Annotated in this window: 11 protein-coding genes; 5 read left to right on the top strand and 6 right to left on the bottom strand. The window is 61.9% G+C overall.

The genetic code is table 11. The annotated features are described in order from the left end of the window. Positions 1-42 precede the first annotated feature (42 nt). The 4 genes from AB7M32_RS17065 to AB7M32_RS17050 all read left to right on the top strand — a co-directional run bounded on the left by AB7M32_RS17065 (position 43) and on the right by AB7M32_RS17050 (position 4,347). Entirely contained in the window at positions 43-1,203 is a 1,161-nt protein-coding gene (locus AB7M32_RS17065; protein ID WP_454250665.1) for an FAD-dependent monooxygenase, read from the top strand. 598 nt (positions 1,204-1,801) lie between these two features. Next, a complete protein-coding gene (locus AB7M32_RS17060; protein ID WP_072410160.1) occupies positions 1,802-2,626 on the top strand; it encodes a helix-turn-helix transcriptional regulator in 825 nt (274 codons plus the stop codon). Between the two features lie 83 nt (positions 2,627-2,709). After that, positions 2,710-4,134 carry an AdeC/AdeK/OprM family multidrug efflux complex outer membrane factor gene (gene adeC / locus AB7M32_RS17055; protein WP_454250664.1) on the top strand — a complete coding sequence of 475 codons (1,425 nt, stop codon included), beginning with the start codon at positions 2,710-2,712 and terminating at the stop codon, positions 4,132-4,134. 6 nt (positions 4,135-4,140) lie between these two features. After that, positions 4,141-4,347, top strand: coding sequence for a hypothetical protein (locus AB7M32_RS17050; RefSeq protein ID WP_072410156.1), 207 nt, complete (start codon positions 4,141-4,143; stop codon positions 4,345-4,347). A gap of 192 nt (positions 4,348-4,539) precedes the next feature. Here AB7M32_RS17050 and hemN read toward each other — a convergent pair whose 3' ends face one another. The 3 genes from hemN to AB7M32_RS17035 all read right to left on the bottom strand — a co-directional run bounded on the left by hemN (position 4,540) and on the right by AB7M32_RS17035 (position 7,836). Beyond that, positions 4,540-5,928 carry an oxygen-independent coproporphyrinogen III oxidase gene (gene hemN / locus AB7M32_RS17045; RefSeq protein WP_454250663.1) on the bottom strand — a complete coding sequence of 463 codons (1,389 nt, stop codon included), beginning with the start codon at positions 5,926-5,928 and terminating at the stop codon, positions 4,540-4,542. After that, positions 5,925-7,298 carry a coproporphyrinogen III oxidase gene (locus tag AB7M32_RS17040; RefSeq protein ID WP_454250662.1) on the bottom strand — a complete coding sequence of 458 codons (1,374 nt, stop codon included), beginning with the start codon at positions 7,296-7,298 and terminating at the stop codon, positions 5,925-5,927. The genes hemN and AB7M32_RS17040 overlap by 4 nt, the downstream gene beginning before the upstream one ends. A 94-nt stretch (positions 7,299-7,392) precedes the next feature. After that, positions 7,393-7,836, bottom strand: coding sequence for a CopD family copper resistance protein (locus AB7M32_RS17035; protein ID WP_454250661.1), 444 nt, complete (start codon positions 7,834-7,836; stop codon positions 7,393-7,395). Positions 7,837-8,258: 422 nt separating this feature from the next. Here AB7M32_RS17035 and AB7M32_RS17030 point away from each other — a divergent pair, with 422 nt between their 5' ends. After that, the gene (locus AB7M32_RS17030) at positions 8,259-13,871 is read left to right on the top strand and encodes a putative Ig domain-containing protein (protein ID WP_454250660.1); all 5,613 of its coding nucleotides are present in this window, start codon (positions 8,259-8,261) and stop codon (positions 13,869-13,871) included. A gap of 190 nt (positions 13,872-14,061) precedes the next feature. Here the strand turns inward: AB7M32_RS17030 and AB7M32_RS17025 are convergent, their stop codons facing one another. From AB7M32_RS17025 to AB7M32_RS17015, 3 genes are read right to left on the bottom strand one after another with little or no spacing between them, the layout of a single operon-like run. After that, positions 14,062-15,411, bottom strand: coding sequence for a TolC family outer membrane protein (locus tag AB7M32_RS17025; RefSeq protein WP_454250659.1), 1,350 nt, complete (start codon positions 15,409-15,411; stop codon positions 14,062-14,064). A 2-nt stretch (positions 15,412-15,413) separates the two neighbouring features. After that, the gene (locus AB7M32_RS17020) at positions 15,414-16,784 is read right to left on the bottom strand and encodes an HlyD family type I secretion periplasmic adaptor subunit (protein ID WP_454250658.1); all 1,371 of its coding nucleotides are present in this window, start codon (positions 16,782-16,784) and stop codon (positions 15,414-15,416) included. Further along, positions 16,777-18,498, bottom strand: coding sequence for a type I secretion system permease/ATPase (locus tag AB7M32_RS17015; protein ID WP_454250657.1), 1,722 nt, complete (start codon positions 18,496-18,498; stop codon positions 16,777-16,779). The genes AB7M32_RS17020 and AB7M32_RS17015 overlap by 8 nt, the downstream gene beginning before the upstream one ends. Between the last annotated feature and the right edge of the window lie 175 nt (positions 18,499-18,673).

Below are 18,673 nucleotides of genomic sequence, written 5' to 3'. Positions count from 1 at the left end.
TCCATCGCCCGGTCGTTCCGGGCCCGATACAGGTGAAACAGCATGACAGCACCCAAAAAAGCCATTATCGCCGGTGCCGGGATCGGCGGGCTGACCGCCGCCATCGCCCTGCAGCGCGCGGGCTGGCAGGTCAAGGTCTTCGAAGCGGCCCAGACACTGAGAACCGGTGGCACCGGCTTGTCCGTCATGGCCAATGCCATGGCGGCGTTGCACTCGATTGATGCCCATGTTCCGGTGGAACAGGCCGGCCAGGTGATCCGCGACTTCTTCTTCAAGAAACACCAGGGCGATGCCATCACCCGCATGCCGATCCACGAGATCGGCGAACAATTGGGTCATCCCAGTGTGAATATCCAGCGCCCGCTGTTGCTACGCGCGTTGGCGCAGCAACTCGCACCCGACACCTTGACGACCGGGTTGCGCTGCACCGGGTATGACTCTCGCCCCGATGGGGTCGTGGTGCGGTTCGAAGACGGCAGACTTCAGGAAGCGGATCTGTTGATTGGCGCCGATGGCCTGAACTCGGTGATTCGCCAGCAGATGCTCGGCGAAACCCCAACCCGCCCATCGGGTTATGTCGCCTGGCTGGCGGTGGCGCCCTTCAGCCATCCGGTCATGACCGAAGGCTACGTGGCGCATTACTGGGGACGCGGCAAGCGCTTCGGGCTCTGCGATGTCGGGGACGGCCAGGCGTATTGGTGGGGCACCTGCAATCACGACAATGCGGCCGATGCCGCCTTGAACATCAGCAAGCAGGAAGTGCTCGCGGCCTACGCCGGCTGGGCGCCGGAAGTCGTGGCTGCCATCGAGGCCACCCCTGAAAGCGCCATACTGAAAATGCATGCCCGGGATCGCCATCCCGTCGAGCAATTCTGCGATGGACACGTGGTGCTCTTGGGCGATGCGGCTCATCCCATGCTACCCAGCCTGGGTCAAGGTGCCGCACAAGCGATCGAGGATGCCGTGGTACTGGCCGATCGACTGACGCAAACGCCAGACCTGCGCACCGCGCTGCTGCGCTACCAGGCCCATCGTCACCCCCGGGCCAACGGGATCGTCAATGCCGCGCGCTTCATGAGCGGCATCGAGCAAACCGAATCGACCCTCGCCTGCTGGCTTCGAGAATGGTATTTGCGCCTGACGCCACAGAGCAGCCTGCGTAAAAAGAACATCGACCTCCTCTCGTTCAAACCCTGCGCATAACCTCGCGAAACAGTCACTGAGGGACCTCGGCGGGACGGCGGGACCTCCACCGCGCTACCACCGACATTAAAGCGTCAATGACAAAAAGCGACTCCTACATAGACAAAAAACGACACGCACCGGGATGAGAATCGATAAATGAGGATTCTTAACCATACTGGGAATCCCGAATCGAGACACTGCTGCCAGACAATTCCTACATTGACGACCATGGGAAAACAGGCGCCCAAGAATTGAGAACCGTACACAACCTATTAATTTATCTGATTTTTTTCCTGAGACCGCGCTGAAAGCTGTCCCCACAGCGATCATCGCGAGGGAAAAACCTGTGACCCAACGTGTTTTTTGCCCGGAGATATTCAAGAACCCACACACCACTGACTGACCCGGAATGTCCCTGTTTTCCCTTACAGACTTTTCCCACATGGAAACGCCTAATAGCCCTACCGGCTAAACCGTTTAAGTCAATAGGTTCACAAGACCGATATTGACTCCAGTATCAACTCCAGAAGAGGCTCAAGCATTTTGGAAGCGGTCGGATTTTCTTCCGTCAACATCACAGATGCGGAGTTTTTTCGAGTAAGCAGGAATAAGGACCATGAATCGACATGCGTGTATTGAGGGTGCAGAAAAATCGCACCTCTACGTAGAGCTAGGAAAGCTGATTTCAAGTGTCGGACACGAGAGTTTCTTGACCAACATGCACCAGATGATCGAAACAACGGTGCCTGTCAGTCGACTCGAATTGAGTGAATGGACAGCCGACGACACCCAGTCGAATGTCCTCGATGTACAGCTATTGGGGTATGCGGGCGCGGAAAAAAACGTGCACATGCAATCCCCCTGCCCCACCACGGCGATACAACGCAACGATCACCCCTTGGTGAAAAGAGTGCTGGAGGTGGACGACGCCCTGCTGATCCATCTGAACGCACGAATGAAAGACGAAAGGGGCAATGACTGCCTCGGCACCTCCCACCAGTGCATTCTGATTTCACGCAAGGCCAACCGCCGTTGCGTGATCTCGTTGCAACGCCCTCAGGTACAGCGCGACTTTTCCCTTCAGGAACTGTCCTTTCTGAAATACCTTTCCGAAACGCTGTTGCCCCTGGCCGAGCGTCATGCGCACCTCAATCGCCAATCTTTCAAAGCCTCTGGCAGCGCTACGGGCCATCCACTCGATGCCGCTGAACAGACCCAGCTGCAACGGGATTTCAATGATCGATTGAGCCCCTGCGACGTCACCCTTTCCGTGCGGGAAAAAGAGGTCTGCCTGGGCCTGCTGGCCGGGGGCACCGTGCCGGAGATTGCGGAAAAGCTACAGGTCAAGAACAGCTCCATCGAAACCTACCTCAAGCGTGCCGCCGCCAAGCTGGGCGTGAGTGGCCGCCATGGGCTGGCGAAATGGATGATCGGATCATGACGGCTCGCCGCGCACGGCCCGCCAGAACCCGCCTGCCTGGGCCTGCGGGGTCTGGGCAGGCACCACAATGAGATAACAGGTCGATGTATAAACTCTTGAGTCCCCTGGCGGCCGCGGCATTCATGCTGGGTGGTTGTTCGCTGATTCCGGACTACCAACGCCCCGACGCACCGGTCCCCGGACAGTATCCGCAAACCTCGGCCTATGCCCCGGCCTTGTCGGGGCCCCTGGCGGCCGAACAGGGTTGGCGTGACCTGTTCCAGGATCCGGTTCTGGCGCAATTGATCGAAAGCGCGCTGGCCAACAACCGCGACTTGCGGGTAGCGGCCCTGAACGTCGAGGCGTACCAGGCGCAGTATCGGATCCAGCGGGCGGACCTCTTCCCGGCGATCGGTGCCAACGGCACCGGTTCGCGCCAGCGCCTGCCGGCCAGCCTCACCGGAACCGGTGACGCGGCCATCAGCAGTTCGTATTCGGCAACCCTGGGGATCAGCGCCTATGAGCTGGACCTATTCGGGCGCATACGCAGCCTCAGCGACCAGGCGTCGCTGATCTATCTGTCCAGCGAAGAAGCCCGCCGCAGCAGCCAATTGAGCCTGGTGGCCAGCGTGGCCAGTGCCTACCTGACCTGGCGTGCCGACCAGGAACTGCTGGCGCTGACCCAGGACACACTCCAGTCCTATGAGCAAAGCCTGCGCCTGACCGAACGCAGCAATCAGGTCGGTACCGCCTCGGCCTTGAACCTGAGCCAATCGCGAACCTCGGTGGAAAATGCCAGGGTCAGCCTGGCGAAGTTCCAGCGCCAGGTCGCCCAGGACCTCAATAACCTCACATTGCTGGTAGGCACGTCGGTCGCCGATGACCTGCCCGGCCGTCCATTGGCATCGGACCTGCTCAGCGAAGTCCCGGCGGGCCTGCCTTCGGACTTGCTGCAACGTCGGCCGGACATCCTGGAGGCCGAGTACCTGTTGCAATCAGCCAATGCCAACATCGGCGCGGCCCGTGCCGCCTTTTTCCCGAGCATCAGCCTGACCGCCAACGCGGGCAGCTCCAGTACGGAACTGTCCGGGCTGTTCAAGGGTGGGTCGGGCAGCTGGACGTTTCAACCGCAGATCAACCTGCCGATTTTCAACGCTGGCAGCCTTCGGGCAAGCCTGAACTACTCGAAGATCCAGAAAGACATCCGCGTGTCGCAATATGAGAAAGCCATCCAGACCGCCTTCCAGGAAGTGTCCGATGGCCTGGCGGCACGCAAGACCTATAAGGACCAATTGATCGCCCAGCGCGATCTGGTGCAAGCCAACCAGGATTACTACCGTCTGGCGGAACGGCGTTATCGCATCGGCGTGGATAGCAGCCTGACGTTCCTCGATGCCCAACGCTCGCTGTTCAACGCTCAGCAAACCCTGATCGTCGACCGGCTGTCGCAGCTGCTCGCCGAAGTCAATCTGTACAAGGCCCTGGGCGGGGGTTGGATAGAACGCACAAGCAACGTGACTGTGAGGTGACTGCAAATGGGCACATTCGAACCCGGGGCACTGGTGCGCTTACGCTCGGGAGGTAAGACGATGGTGGTCAAACATGCCTCGTCCATCTCCCAGATGCCGGATACCTTGCTGCTCCTGTGTGAGTACCGGGCCAAGAATCGCCTGGTACAGGGTTTCTATGCGATACGCGACCTGATCCCGGCTTCCGGAAACCCGGGCACTGAAAGCTCATAGCAACCCCGATCAGCAAGATGAAAACCGCCCCCTGTGGCGAGGGAGCTTGCTCCCGCTGGGCTGCGCAGCAGCCCCAAAGAGCTGAACGCAATCAACCTGACACTCCTCAGTGGCAGGTTTCGGGGCTGCTTCGCACCCCAGCGGGAGCAAGCTCCCTCGCCACAAAGGCAGTCCAATGCGCCTTGAGCGTCATCAAATCGTACGCGAATACTGGACATTCTGACCTGCCTCCAGGTATGCGTCGAACGCCATGGCCACGTTGCGCATCATCAATTGGCCCTGGGGCAACAGCACCAGCTCATCGTCGCGGATGTCCAGCAACCCGTCGCGCACCAGCTCCTGGAGTCGTTCCAGGGCATCGGCGAAGTATTCGCCAAATCGAATGCCGTGGGCGTTGTCTATCCGGTCGAAGTCGATGCGACCATGGCACATCAGTTCGCTGATGACCTCACGCCGCAGGCGGTCATCGTCGCTCAGCCGATAGCCGCGCTGCACCGGTAGCAGGCCTTGATCCAGCCAGGCGTAATACTGGGAAAGCTCCTTGACGTTCTGGTTGTAGCTGTCACCCACCTTGCCAATCGACGACACCCCCAGGCCGATCAGGTCGCAATCGGCGTGGGTGGAATACCCTTGGAAATTGCGCTGCAAGGTGCCCTGGGCGCGGGCGCGCACCAGTTCGTCATCCGGCAAAGCGAAATGGTCCATACCGATGTAGACGTAGCCGGCTTCGGTCAGGCGATTGATGGTCAGTTCCAGCAATTGCAGCTTGCGCTCGGGCGGCGGCATGTCTTCGGGGCGAATCATCCGTTGCGCCCGAACCCGTTGCGGCAGGTGCGCGTAGCTGTAGGCCGCGATCCGGTCTGGCCGCAGGGCGATGATCTTGCTCAAGGTGGTATCGAAACTGGCGATGGTCTGCAACGGCAGGCCATAGATCAGATCGACGCTGACGGATTTGAAGCGCGCCCGGCGCGCGGCCTCCACCAGCTCGACGACTTGGGCCTCGCTTTGTACCCGGTTGACGGCAATCTGCACCTGGGCATCGAAATCCTGGACGCCAAAGCTCAGGCGATTGAATCCCAGTCGGCGCAGGCCTTGGATCTGTTGTGCATCGATGGTCCGCGGATCGACCTCGATGGAAAACTCATGGGCGTCGCTGTCATCCATGTCGAACGACTGGTGCAGGCAGTCCATCAGGTCGGCCAGTTGCCCATGGGTCAGGTAAGTCGGCGTTCCCCCGCCCAGATGCAGCTGGGTGAGTTTGCGCGAGCGGTCGAACAAGGCCGCTTGCAGGGCTATTTCGCGCTTGAGGTAGGTCAGGTATTCGGTGGCGCGATGGGTCTTGCGGGTGATGATCTTGTGGCACGCGCAGTAATAGCAAAGGCTCTGGCAGAACGGGATATGGATGTACACCGACAACGACTTGGGCTGCGCAGCCTCGTGACTGCGCTGGGCAGCCTGGCGATACTCGTCCATGGCAAAGGCCTGGTGGAACTGCGGGGCCGTCGGATAGGAGGTGTAGCGCGGCCCCGGGCGGTCGTATTTCTCCACCAGGGCACGATTGAAACCGGAGGCAGTCTTCATGAGGGGTTCAACTTTTCAAAAGCGTGTGGGCTTGCCTCATCCGGTGCCGGGTCGAACAGGTTGCAGATCGCATCCACGTTCAAGCGCCCGGCGGGCAAGATGCCGATAAACCGGCTCGTCAGTTCGATCAATCCCTGGTCATGCAACGCTTCCAGCAACGGCCAGACGGACGCGAAGTGCTCGCGAAACACCAGGCCGAAACGCGCTTCGATGGCCGGTATGTCCAGCTCCAGGTCACAGGAAAGCTGCTCGGTCACGCTCGCGCTGACCTGGTCCTGCGCTTCACAACGCCAGCCACGACACACCGGCAATTGCCCGGCATCCAGTTGCTGGCAATAGCGAAGCAGGTCATCGGTGTTCTGTACGTACAGGTGCTCGATCTGAGTAATGGCCGACAAACCGAAGCCCACGTGGTCACAGTAGCCGTGACGGGTAAAACCCTGGCAATTGCGATGCAGACGTCCGTGCTCTTGGGCTACCGCCAGGTCATCGTCGGCCCTGACGAACTGGCCCAGGCCGATGTAGTGATAACCGGCACCGATCAACTGTTCGCAACAGATGCGCCGCATGGCATCCTTGTCGGTCGTGCTGCAAAAGGCGCCAGCCGCCCCGGCGTTCTTCGAGCGATAACGATAAGGCGCGCGGGCATAGTCGAAAACGTGCAGCCGGTCCGGTTCCAGTTCGATCAGCGTCGCCAGTTTCAGGGCGAAACTGTTCGGCGTCTGCCAGGCCTGGCCGTAGCCCAAGTCAATGTTGATGGAGCGAAAACCAAACGTGCGCGCCGCATCGATCAGCGAATGGATCGGCGCCGGGTTCTGGTAGCAATCGACCGACAGCTGGCTGTCGACGCCAATGTCGGGCACGCCGATGCTGACATGGGTGAAGCCCTGGTCACGGATCAGACCCATAGTCGACCAGTCGGTGTGATGCAGGTCCACCTCTATGCTGTGATCGGCACCGTCGTACTCGCTGAAGTCGAAGCGCTTGCGCAGATCGCTCATCAGCTTCTGCAAATGAGCGATCACCGGGGTGCCACCGGTCAGGCAAAACTGCTGGACGCGCCGCCCTGCCCCCAGGTGGCAACCGACCAAACCCATTTCATACGCCAGGCGCTGCAGATAGCCCCCGATCTCGCCGCATCGGCAGTCGCTGGCAAGGGGCGAACACGACGCCAGCCGCAAGCGCGAAGGCAGGTGCACCGCCACGGATAGGGGCCGTCGTTTCTGGCGGCTGGTGCGCAACCCTCGAAGCAGGTCGAGGGACCCGATGCCGGCATGGAATCTACGCGTACCGACCGGGCAATCGAAATCAGCCACCCCTGGGGCACGTCCCGAGGGTCGCTCGCCGAGGGTATGGAACGGGTCGAACATGACAATCTCCCAATGGCAGTGCAAGGGCAGTTTGCGCGCTAACCCGCCGGGCCACCTTGACCTGTATCAAGCGCCTTGCCCCCGCCGCCAGCGCTTACCAGGTGATGTAGAACATGCCCTTGGCCAGCAGCACGATCGCCACCATGTGCAGGAACACGCTGACATGGATGATGTGCACATAGCGGGCGTTCATGCGTGCGCGCCTGAACAGCCACATGGCCCAGAGGAAATGCCCCAGCACACTGCCCGCCAACAGGATCTTCAGCCCCAGCAGTACACCGAAGGACGACTGCAACGGCGAGGACAATACCGGCCAATAGCGCAGCCAGACCATGCCGCCGCCCGCGCCGAACAGCACCAGCAGTACCCACGGCATCAACTGCCGGGCGCGCTGGCTGATGCCCTGCTCCAGCAACACCATGACCTTGGCGGGCAGTTGCTTGCGGATGCTTTCCAGGAACAGGACCTCGAAGAACACCGTGCCGATGAACACCAGCGCGGCAAACAGGTGCAAGGTCAGGAACAGCGGATAACTCATGGGTGTCCTCGGTCGCCCCTTTCAGCTGGGGCGCTGGTTTATTCGAGGTTATCCCGCGGGACTGGAAACGGGGTTGATGCCAATCAAGGAAACCGCATGTCCGCGACACCAACGCCCCTGTGGGACGAACCCTGTGGGAGCGAGCTTGCTCGCGATATCGTCGGATCAGTTGCATTGAGGTGGACTGACAGACCGCTATCGCGAGCAAGCTCGCTCCCACAGTAGGCTTCGGGCGTGAGAAAGCGTCAACGAAACGTTGCTCTTGTGCATATCCCATACAACCGCTGATCAGTTAGTCCGGCTTTTTGACACTTTCCCCGATATTCGGTCACAACTTTTGCGCTCCGTTGGGTCATAACACGAAGGTCGTCGATGGAATGTTGACGTCTACCTAGGTTTAAGCCTGATACGGAGATAAGCTCATGATTTTCAACGTACAAAATTTTGGCGCCAAAGGAGATGGCATCACAGACGACACAGCAGCCATCCAGAGTGCGATTGATGCGGCGGCCGCGGCCGGCGGTGGGCAGGTGTACATGCCCACCGGCACCTACATCGTTTCGGGGGGTGAGGAACCTTCCGACGGCTGCCTGATGCTCAAGAGCAACGTCTACCTGTACGGCGACGGCATGGGCGACACCACAGTCAAGCTGGCCGATGGCTCCGACACCAAGATCACCGGCATCATCCGCTCGGCCTATGGCGAGGAAACCCACGATTTCGGCGTGAGCAACCTCACCATCGACGGCAACCGCGACAGCACCACCGGCAAGGTTGACGGCTGGTTCAACGGCTATATTCCCGGCGAAGAAGGCTACGACTCCAACGTCACCCTCGACAGCGTCGAGATCAAGGATTGCTCCGGGTACGGCTTCGATCCCCACGAGCAAACCGTCAACATGGTCATCAAGAACAGCGTGTCCCACGGCAACGGCCTGGACGGCTTCGTCGCCGACTTCCTCAGCGACAGTACCTTCGAAAACAACATCGCCTACAACAACGACCGCCACGGTTTCAACGTCGTCACCAGCACCCACGATTTCACCCTGACCAATAACGTCGCCTACGACAACGGCGGCAATGGCATCGTGGTCCAGCGCGGCAGCGAGGACATTCCCTCGCCCAGCAACATCACCATCACCGGCGGCGAGGTGTACGGCAACGGTGCCGAAGGGGTGCTGATCAAGCTCTCCAGCGAAGTGACCGTCACGGGCGTCGACATCCATGACAACGCCAGCGCCGGGATCCGCATCTACGGCAGCAACCACGTCGAGGTCATCGACAACACCCTCAACAACAACTCCCTGGGCAGTGCCGTACCGGAAATCATCATCCAGTCCTACGACGACACCCTGGGCGTGTCCGGAAAGTATTTCAACGGCAGCGATAACCTCATTCAGGGCAACATCATCAGCGGCAGCGACCTGTCGACCTACGGTGTTGCAGAGCGCAATGAAGACGGCACCGACCGCAACGCCATCATCGCCAACACCATCAGCCACACCAGCAAGGGCGCCACGCTGGTCTATGGCGACGGCAGCTACGTCAGCGCCACGGTACCGATGACCACCGTGCAAGGCACGGCCGGCAACGACACCCTGCTCGGCAGTGCCGCCAGCGAGATTTTCTATGGCGGCGCGGGCAACGACACGATCAATGGTGCGGCCGGTGGCGACATCCTGGTCGGGGGCGCAGGCGTCGACAAACTCACCGGCGGCACCGGCGCCGATACGTTCCGGTTCGTCGCCCAGTCGGACAGCTACCGCAACGCGACCACCAGCTTCGATGACACCATCACCGACTTCGATGTCACCCAGGACAAGATCGACCTCGCCGGCCTCGGTTTCACCGGGTTGGGCAATGGCCGTGGCGGCACCTTGCAAGTCAGTTACAACGCCAGCAGCGACCGCACCTACATCAAGGACTTCGACGCCGATGCCAGTGGTAATCGCTTCGAGCTGATCCTCTCGGGCAACCTGGCCAGCACCCTGACGGCGAGCAACTTCATTTTCAATCGCGTGATCACCGGCACCAGTGGCAGCGACTCGCTGCTGGGGAGCGATGCGGCCGACACCTTGCTCGGTCTGGCAGGCAATGACAGCCTCGGTGGCGGCGCCGGCGACGACAAGCTCGACGGCGGTGCCGGCATGGACACCCTCACCGGTGGCGCTGGGGCGGATACCTTTGTGTTCGCCAATCGCCTGGACAGCTACCGCAACTACAACACCGGCGGCGCCAACCTGGGGGACCTGATCACCGACTTCAACGTCAGCGCCGACAAGATCGACCTCTCGGCCATGGGTTTCACCGGCCTGGGGGATGGCAAGAACAACACCGTGTACCTGGTGCTCAACAGCGCCGGCACCAAGACCTACATCAAATCCCTGGAGGCCGACGCCAATGGCAACCGCTTCGAAGTGGCGCTGGACGGTAATTACCTCAACACCCTGACCAGTGCCAACTTCGTCTTCGCCACCACGTCGCCGACCAACCAGGCGCCCGTGCTGGCTACGCCGCTGGTGGATCAGAACGCCAGCGAAAACACCCCGTTCAGCTACGTGGTGCCGGCCACCAGCTTCACCGATCCGGATAACGACAGCCTGAGCTACACCGCCAAGCTCGCCAATGGCAACCCCCTGCCCAGCTGGCTGACCTTCGATGCCGCCACTCGTACCTTCAACGGCACGCCTCCCGACACCGCGTCGGGCACCTACTCGATCCAGGTCACGGCCACCGATGGCAGCAACGCCACCGTCAGTGATAGTTTTACCCTTGCCGTGCAGGACGTCCCCACCGCCATTGTGATCAATGGCACGCCGAACAACGACACACTGACCGGCACTGCGGCCAATGAACAACTGTTCGGTGGCGCGGGCAACGACACCCTCAATGGCGGTGCCGGCAACGACATTCTGGTCGGCGGCACCGGGGTCGACAAACTCACCGGAGGCACCGGAGCCGATGTGTTCCGCTACACCTCGAAACTCGATAGCTACCGCACCAGTTCCACCAGCGCCAGTGACCAGATCCTCGACTTCGACGTGACCGCCGACAAGATCGATGTGTCAGCCCTCGGTTATACCGGCCTGGGCAACGGGCTCAACGGCACTTTGCAGCTCACTTACAGTTCGTCGACCAACCGCACCTACCTCAAAGACCTCACGGTCGACGCCAACGGCAACCGCTTCGAGATCTCGATGGCGGGTAACTTCGTCAGCAGCCTGACGGCCAGTCACTTCGTCTTCGCCGACCAGACCAACCCCAGCAACGTGGCCCCAGTCGTGACCACCCCACTCCTGGACCAGAACGCCAGTGAAAGCACGCCCTTCAAGTACACGGTGGCGAGCAACAGCTTCACCGATGCCAACCAGGATGTGCTGACCTATACCGCGACCCTCGCCAACGGCAACGCCCTGCCCGCCTGGCTGAGTTTCAATGCCACCAGCCTGACCTTCAGCGGCACGCCAACCAACACCGCCGCGGGCAACTACGACGTACTGGTCAAGGCCACCGATCCCTCAGGCGCCTCGGTCAGCGACAACTTCACCCTGGTGGTGGCCGATGCGCCCGCCAACACCATTACCGGCACCAACAACGCCGAAACCCTCAACGGCACGACAGGCGCGGACCTGATCCTCGGCCTCGGCGGCAACGATACGATCAAGGCCGGCACCGGCGCGGACATCGTCGACGGCGGCGCCGGACGGGACTCGTTGTACGGTGGCGATGGCGCCGACACGTTTCGCTACAGCAACCTGTCCGACAGCTACCGCGACTACGACACCGGTGGTGTCACGGCCACCGACACGATTTATGACTTCACCGTTGGCGTCGACAAAATCGACGTCTCGGGGCTGGGCTTTCTCGGCCTCGGCGATGGCAGCAACGGCACGTTGTACATGACCCTGAACGCGGCCGGCGACAAGACCTACATCAAGTCCGCCGAAGCCGACGCCGATGGCAATCGCTTCGAGATCGCCCTCAACGGCAATTACCTCAACACCCTCACCGCCAACGACTTCGTCTTCGGCGAACGTGCCCAGCAGGACATTCTCTATCTGCCCACCCTCGGCCAATCCAATGCGCGCCTGCTGCGCATGACCGAGGACGACGACCAATCCGGCACCTCGATGCTGGTCAATGACCTGAACCGCTACACCACCTACGACGTGCGCAGCCAGTTCACCGATGCCGATGGCAACGGTATCGACATCGCGGTCGGCGGCAGCACGGTCAACGGCCTGTCGACACTCAGCCCCGAGGAACTCCAGCTGTGCTGGTGGCTGACAGACACCAACCAACCCGGGCCGGCACTGTTGCGGGCGGTGACGTTGCTGCGCGACCAGCGCACCGAACTGCAGTCGATCGACAACGTCACCATGGGCATCATCTGGGGCCAGGGCGAGGAAGCCGCCCAGGAAATCGCCCGGGCCACGGACAAGGCCGCGGCTGCGGCGGCGTACAAAGCCGCGACCCTGAAAGTCTTCGATTACCTGCACGCCCAGTTTGGCAATTTCAGCGTGTACCTGATGGAGACCGGTCACTACGAGCAGGATGCGGCGCGGGCCCGGGGTTACTCGGAAGAGAAGATTGCCTCCATCGTCGAAGGCGTCGGTTATGTCCGCGCCGCCCAAGAGGCCATGGCCGCCGAACGCGCCGACGTCAAGCTGGCGGTGGACTACACCGACCTGCCCTTGCGCTATGAAGTCGATCCGCTGGTGTATCCCGATGACGTCTGGCATCTGCACGAAGAATCGGCGGAAATCGTCGGCCAGCGCCTGGCGGATTACATTGCCGATGACCTGGGCTTCCAGGGCAACCCCAACGACAACAACAGCGTGCAGGACATTTTCGACAACGCCCAGAACCAAGGCGGAATGATCTCCGGCACCGACCAGGACGATACCCTGGTGGGCAGCTCCGGCAACGACACGATCAATGGCGACCTGGGCGCCGACACCCTGACCGGCGGCGATGGCAACGACATCTACGTGGTCGACAACGCGTTCGACAGTGTGGTGGAAACCAACACCTCGGCCTCGCAGATCGACACCGTGCAGGCTTCGGTCAGTTGGACCCTGGGCGCCAACCTCGAAAACCTGGTACTCACCGGCATATCGGAGATCGACGGCACCGGTAACGAGCGGCGAAACTTCATCACCGGCAACGCCGCCCATAACGTGCTCGATGGCGCCGCCGGGGCCGACAGCATGAGTGGTGGTGACGGCAACGATAGTTACTTTGTCGACAATGCCGACGACAGCGTGATCGAGACCAGCAGCAATGTGGGGACGGGAGGCATCGACAGTGTGCACAGCAGCCTGGCCGCCTATACCTTGGGTAACAATGTCGAAAACCTGTACATCGAAAGCACTGGCGCCGCCAATGGCACGGGCAACGCGCTGGACAACACGCTGTTCGCCGGCGCCGGCAACAACATCCTGGACGGGCGCGATGGCAACGATACGGTGTCCTTCGAACGAGCCCTGTCCGGTGTTACGGTGAACCTCTCGACGTCTGCGCAACAAAACACGGTGGGTTCCGGGCTCGATACCTTGAAATTCATCGAGAACCTGACGGGAAGCGCCTATGCCGACAGTCTGTCCGGTAACAGCGCGGGGAACATCCTGAATGGCGGTGCAGGCAACGATACGCTGGTGGGCGGTTCGGGCGATGACCGGTTGATCGGCGGCGCGGGCACCGACAACCTCACCGGTGGCACGGGCGCGGACACCTACGCGTTTGGTGCGCTGTCGGACATGGGCGTCGGGGCTTTGCGCGATGTGATCAGCGGTTTCAAGAGCGCGGAGTTCGACAAGTTGGACCTCACCGGCCTGGACGCCAACCCGTTGACCGCCACGGTCGATGCCTTCACGTTCATCGGCAGCAATGCCTTCGACGCCACCAACGCCACCGGCCAGTTGCGCTTCGTCGATGGCATCCTCTCCGGCAGTACCAACGCCGATGCCACCCCCGAGTTCGAATTCGAGCTGGTGGGCGTCAAGGAGCTGCACGCCAGCGATTTCACCGCCTGAAGCAAGCCCCAGATCAAACTGTGGGAGCGAGCTTGCTCGCGATAACGGCAGCACATCCAGCATGGATGCTGACTGAGCCACCGCTATCGCGAGCAAGCTCGCTTCCACAGGGGGGCGTGCTGTGCCTGAAAGATTGAAGGCAAGCACAGCGCCTGGACAGTTTTTGTGGCGAACTTGAACCCTGGATTGTCTAGAACAGGCTTTGCACCTGCTCCAGCACCGCGCGGTTCATCTGGCCGGTGTGGGTGTGCAGGCTCACATAGCTTTGCAGCATGTCGAGCTTGGTATTGAGCAGGTCCCGGCGAGCCTGGAACAGCCGCTGTTGCGCATCAAGAATATCCACCGTGGAACGCACGCCACCCTGGAAGCCTTTTTCCGTCGACGCCAGTGCTCGCTGGTTGGACTCTACCGCCCGCTGCATGGCCTTGCTCTTGGTGAACCCGGCGACGACGCCCAGGTAATCCGTCTCGATGTCCTCGGCCAGTTGTTGGCGCTGCACGTCGTAGTCGGACTGGGCGCCGGCCAGCTGTGCTTCGGCCTTGGCCACCGAGGCCCGTACCGCCCCGCCGCGATACAGCGGAATGTCCAGCTGCACGCCCACGTAATAGGTGTCCTGGCGCGGGTCGAGCTCCTGGTATTGACGGGTTTCCCGACGGGTCAATTGAGTGGTCAACGACAGGGTCGGATAATGCCCGGCGCGCTGACTGTCGGCCTGGGCTTCGGCGACTTTCACCGCCGCCAGCCGGGCAGCCAGCTCGGGGCTGGCCTGGCGGGCAATCGCCGTCCAGTACGGCAAATCCTGCTCCGGCGGGATCGGGCTACCGGCGGCCAGTTCTTCGCGCATCGGCAGGATGTCATCGATGGGCACGCTGGCCCGCCCGGACAAAGCTCGCAAGGCGGCCACGCGGCGCGCCTGGGCTTCAGCCTCCTGGGCTTGCACCAGGTCGAGCCGCGCCTGAGCCTCATCGATATCGGTGATCGCGCCCTGGCCGCCCTCGTACAGTTTTTTGCTCTGGACGACCAAGCCATGGATGGCCGCCTTTTGCTGCTGGATCAGCTTGATCTCGTTCTCGGCCCGGGCGACGTCGAAATACCCCTTTGCCACCCGGTCATACAAGGTCTGACCGGCCACGTCGAACACCTGGGTACCCAGTTGCCCCCGCGCCTTGCCTTCCTGGAACGCCGCCCAGCGGGCCTTGTCGTAGAGCGGCTGTTGCGCCGCCAGGGTGACGTTGTTCGCCTGATAATCGTTGCTGTTGACGTAAGTGCTGTCGTCACCGCCGTCGGTACGTCCGCCGTAGCCGTAGCGTGAGGTCAGCGACACTTGCGGGTAGAGGCCACCACGGCCGATGTCCTCTTCATGCCGCGAAGCTTCAAAAGCGTGAGCCGCCGATTGCACGGTCGGATCGTTAAGGCGCGAGGCATCGTAGGCGGCGGTGAGACTCAGGCCACCCTCGGCGGCCCACAGCGGACTGATCACCGCCCAACCGGTATACAGGCCCAGCAACACACGGCAACGGTAGCGGCAACGGTCGACCATGCTCATTCCTCCTTGAAGGCTGCCAGCAAGCGTTCACGCAAAGGCTTCATCAGGTAATTCATCAAGGTGCGTTCGCCCGTCACCACCGTGACATCGGCGAGCATGCCGGGGCGCACCAGCAGGCCGGCACTCTGCAACGCGACCACAGTTTCGGCGGGAATCTCGACCTTGGCGGAGAAGTACGGTTGGTGCGTCTGCTCATTGATCAACTGGTCCGCCGACACCGTCGTCACCGTGCCGGTCACCGTGGGTGTATCCACCCGTTGCAGCGCGGTGAAATGCACATGCACCGGCAGGCCAGGGCGCAGTTTGTTGGCCATCAACGGCTCGAAGCGGGCGGTGATCGCCATCGGCGCATCCAGCGGCACCACCTGCATCAAGGTCTGGCCGGCCTGGGCGACGCCGCCGACCGTATGAATGCTCACGTCCATGACCTGCCCGGCCACTGGCGCGCGGATCGCACCGTTGTCGACTTCAAACTGCAAGGCCCGGATCTGATCGGCATAACCGGCCGCCTCGGCCGAGACTTCGCTGAGCTGGGTTTCGGCATCGCGGCGGAACTCCTGCTGCGCTTGCAAGGCCTTGAGCCGGCTTTCGTTGATCGCCTGCCGGGTCCTGCCGACATCGCCCACCCCAGAAGCGATCTGCCCCGCCAACTGGGCCGCGTTGCGCTCGGCCTCGAACAGTTTGTTGCGCGGAACGTAGCCTTCCCGGGCCAGGTCACGCAGGCCTTCAAGCTCTTGCTGCTGGAAGCGCATCTGCGCGTCGTAGTTGCGCTTGACGCCTTCGTAGCCAAGCAGTTGTTGCAGCAATGCCGCGGCTTCGTGCTCGATGATCTGCAAGCGGCTGCCCAGCTCCGCACGGCGGGTGATGAACAACTGACTCTGCAACGCCATGGCCGCCTTGACCCGTGGCTCGTCGGCACGCGCCAGCAGTTCCGCAGGCCATTGGATCTCGGCGCTGCCCAGGCGCTCGGCAATCAAGCGCGCCTCGATGCTGCGATCATTGAGCAGCTTGCCCAGGGTCACGTCCAGTTGCGACTGCGCCTGCACCGTGTTGAGTTGCACGAGCAATTGCCCCTGGGTGACGCGGTCGCCATCGCTGACCAGCAGCTTTTCCACCACCCCGCCGACCAACGACTGCACCGCCTTGCGCTCCCCCGCCACCACCACGGTGCCGCTGCCCACCACGCCCTGGTCGAGTGGCGCCAGGCAGGCCCAAAGCAGGAAAGCACCCAGCGTCAGGACCAGGAACCCCACGCCATAACGCGCTGCACTCCCGGCATCGGTCCTGGCACTGGGCAGCGCCAGGGTGTTGCGCACGCTCAGCCCCTGCTCGCTGTAAGCGTGTGCCTCTGGGATCAGATCACGCATCTTTGCCAGCCTCCCTGACCGTGGCCGGTCGCGGCCCCGGCATCAATGCCTTGAGCACCCGGTCCCGAGGGCCGAACGCCTGTTGAGTACCGTCCTTGAGCACCAGGATGTGATCGACCACCGCCAGCACACTGGGCCGGTGAGTGATCAACACCACGGTGCTGCCAGCCGCCTTGAGCGCACTGATCGCCTGGACCAGCGCCAGCTCGCCGGCGTCATCGAGATTGGAGTTGGGCTCATCGAGCACGATCAGCGACGGCCGCCCATAGAGCGCGCGTGCCAGGCCCAGGCGTTGTTTTTGCCCACCGGACAAGCCAAGTCCGCCGGGGCCCAGCGGTGTGTCGTAGCCCTTGGGAAACCTCAGGATCATTTCGTGGATGCCGGCATGCCGTCCGGCGGCGATGATTTTGTCGGCGTCCTGCTCGCCGAAACGGGCGATGTTGTCGGCGACCGTGCCGTCGAACAACTCGATCTCCTGGGGCAAGTATCCAAGGTGTGGGCCCAGTGCATCGTGGGACCATTGACTGATCTCGGCATCGTCCAAGCGCACCGACCCGCCCATGGCCGGCCAGACCCCGACCAGGGCCCGGGCCAGCGTCGATTTGCCGCTGGCGCTGGGCCCGACAACGGCCAGCACATCGCCCTTGGCGAGGCTGAAATTGATCCCGCGCAGGATCGGCTGCGAAGCACCCGGCGGGCCGACATACAACTGTTCCAGGCGCACCGCGCCGGTGGGCGGTGGCAACGGCATGCGCAGGCGCTCACGCGGGTGCTGGGCCAGCAACTGGCTCAGGCGCTGGTAGCTCTGGCGCCCGGCGTTGAATTGCTTCCACGAACCGATGGCGATTTCCACGGGCGCCAGGGCTCGCCCGAGCAACAGCGACATCGCAATCATCATGCCCGCCGACAGTTGGCCTTCGAGCACCAGCAAGGCCCCCAGCCCCAAGGCCAGGGACTGCCCGGAGATCCGCACGAAACGCGTCGCCGAAGTGATGCGCGCGCCACGGTCGCTGGCATGGGCCTGGGCGGCAATGATGCGTTGCTGCAACAGGCTCCAGCGCTGGCGCAACGGCCCGAGCATGCCCAGGGCCTGGATGACTTCAGCGTTGTGCAGCGTGCTGTTGACATAGATCGACGACTGCACCCCCAAGCGATTGGCTTCGCCCAGACGCGTGCGCGTGGCCAGTTCACCCCACAGCGCCAAGCCGATCAGCACCAGGGCGAGCACCAGCGTCAGCACGCCGAACCAGGGATGAAAGATGAACGCCACCAGCAGGAAGATCGGCAGCCAGGGGGCGTCGAGCAACGCGATCAAACCTTGCCCGGTGATCAACTGACGCAAAGTCGCCAGGTCGCTGAGCACCTGTGCCGGGTTGGCGTTGTGTTCGCGCAGGCTGCGGGCGAAAGCCGCGTCGAAGACCCGCTCGCCCAAGGCATCGTCCAGACCCGCGCTCATGCGGATCATCACCTCACCGCGCACCCACTCGATCAAGGCACTGAACATGAACAGTCCCAGGGCCATCAAGGTGAGCATGAACAAGGTGGTTTCGTTGCGGCTGGTCAGGACCCGGTCGTAGACCTGCATCATGTACAGCGACGGTACCAGCACCAGCAGATTGATCACGCCACTGAACAACGCCAACGCCCAGAACACCCGGCGGTAGCTCAGTAAGGCAGCATCGATGTCATGACGCGGATCGAGTAGAAAACGCATAGAAGGTCAACCCGCAATAGGAATAGTCGGTCCTGGCGCAATCCATCGCGAGTTACTTGCCCGAAGGCGTCAAAAAAAAGTGCGTCATGTTGCTGACGTGCAGCTATCGGAGCCGATCGTCGCCGCTACGGACGCCAACTACTGACAACGCATCCACCGGTTAGTGCCGGTTCGA

Source organism: Pseudomonas sp. R151218B TE3479 (assembly GCF_053629195.1).
This window is presented reverse-complemented; position numbering and strand designations above follow the sequence as displayed.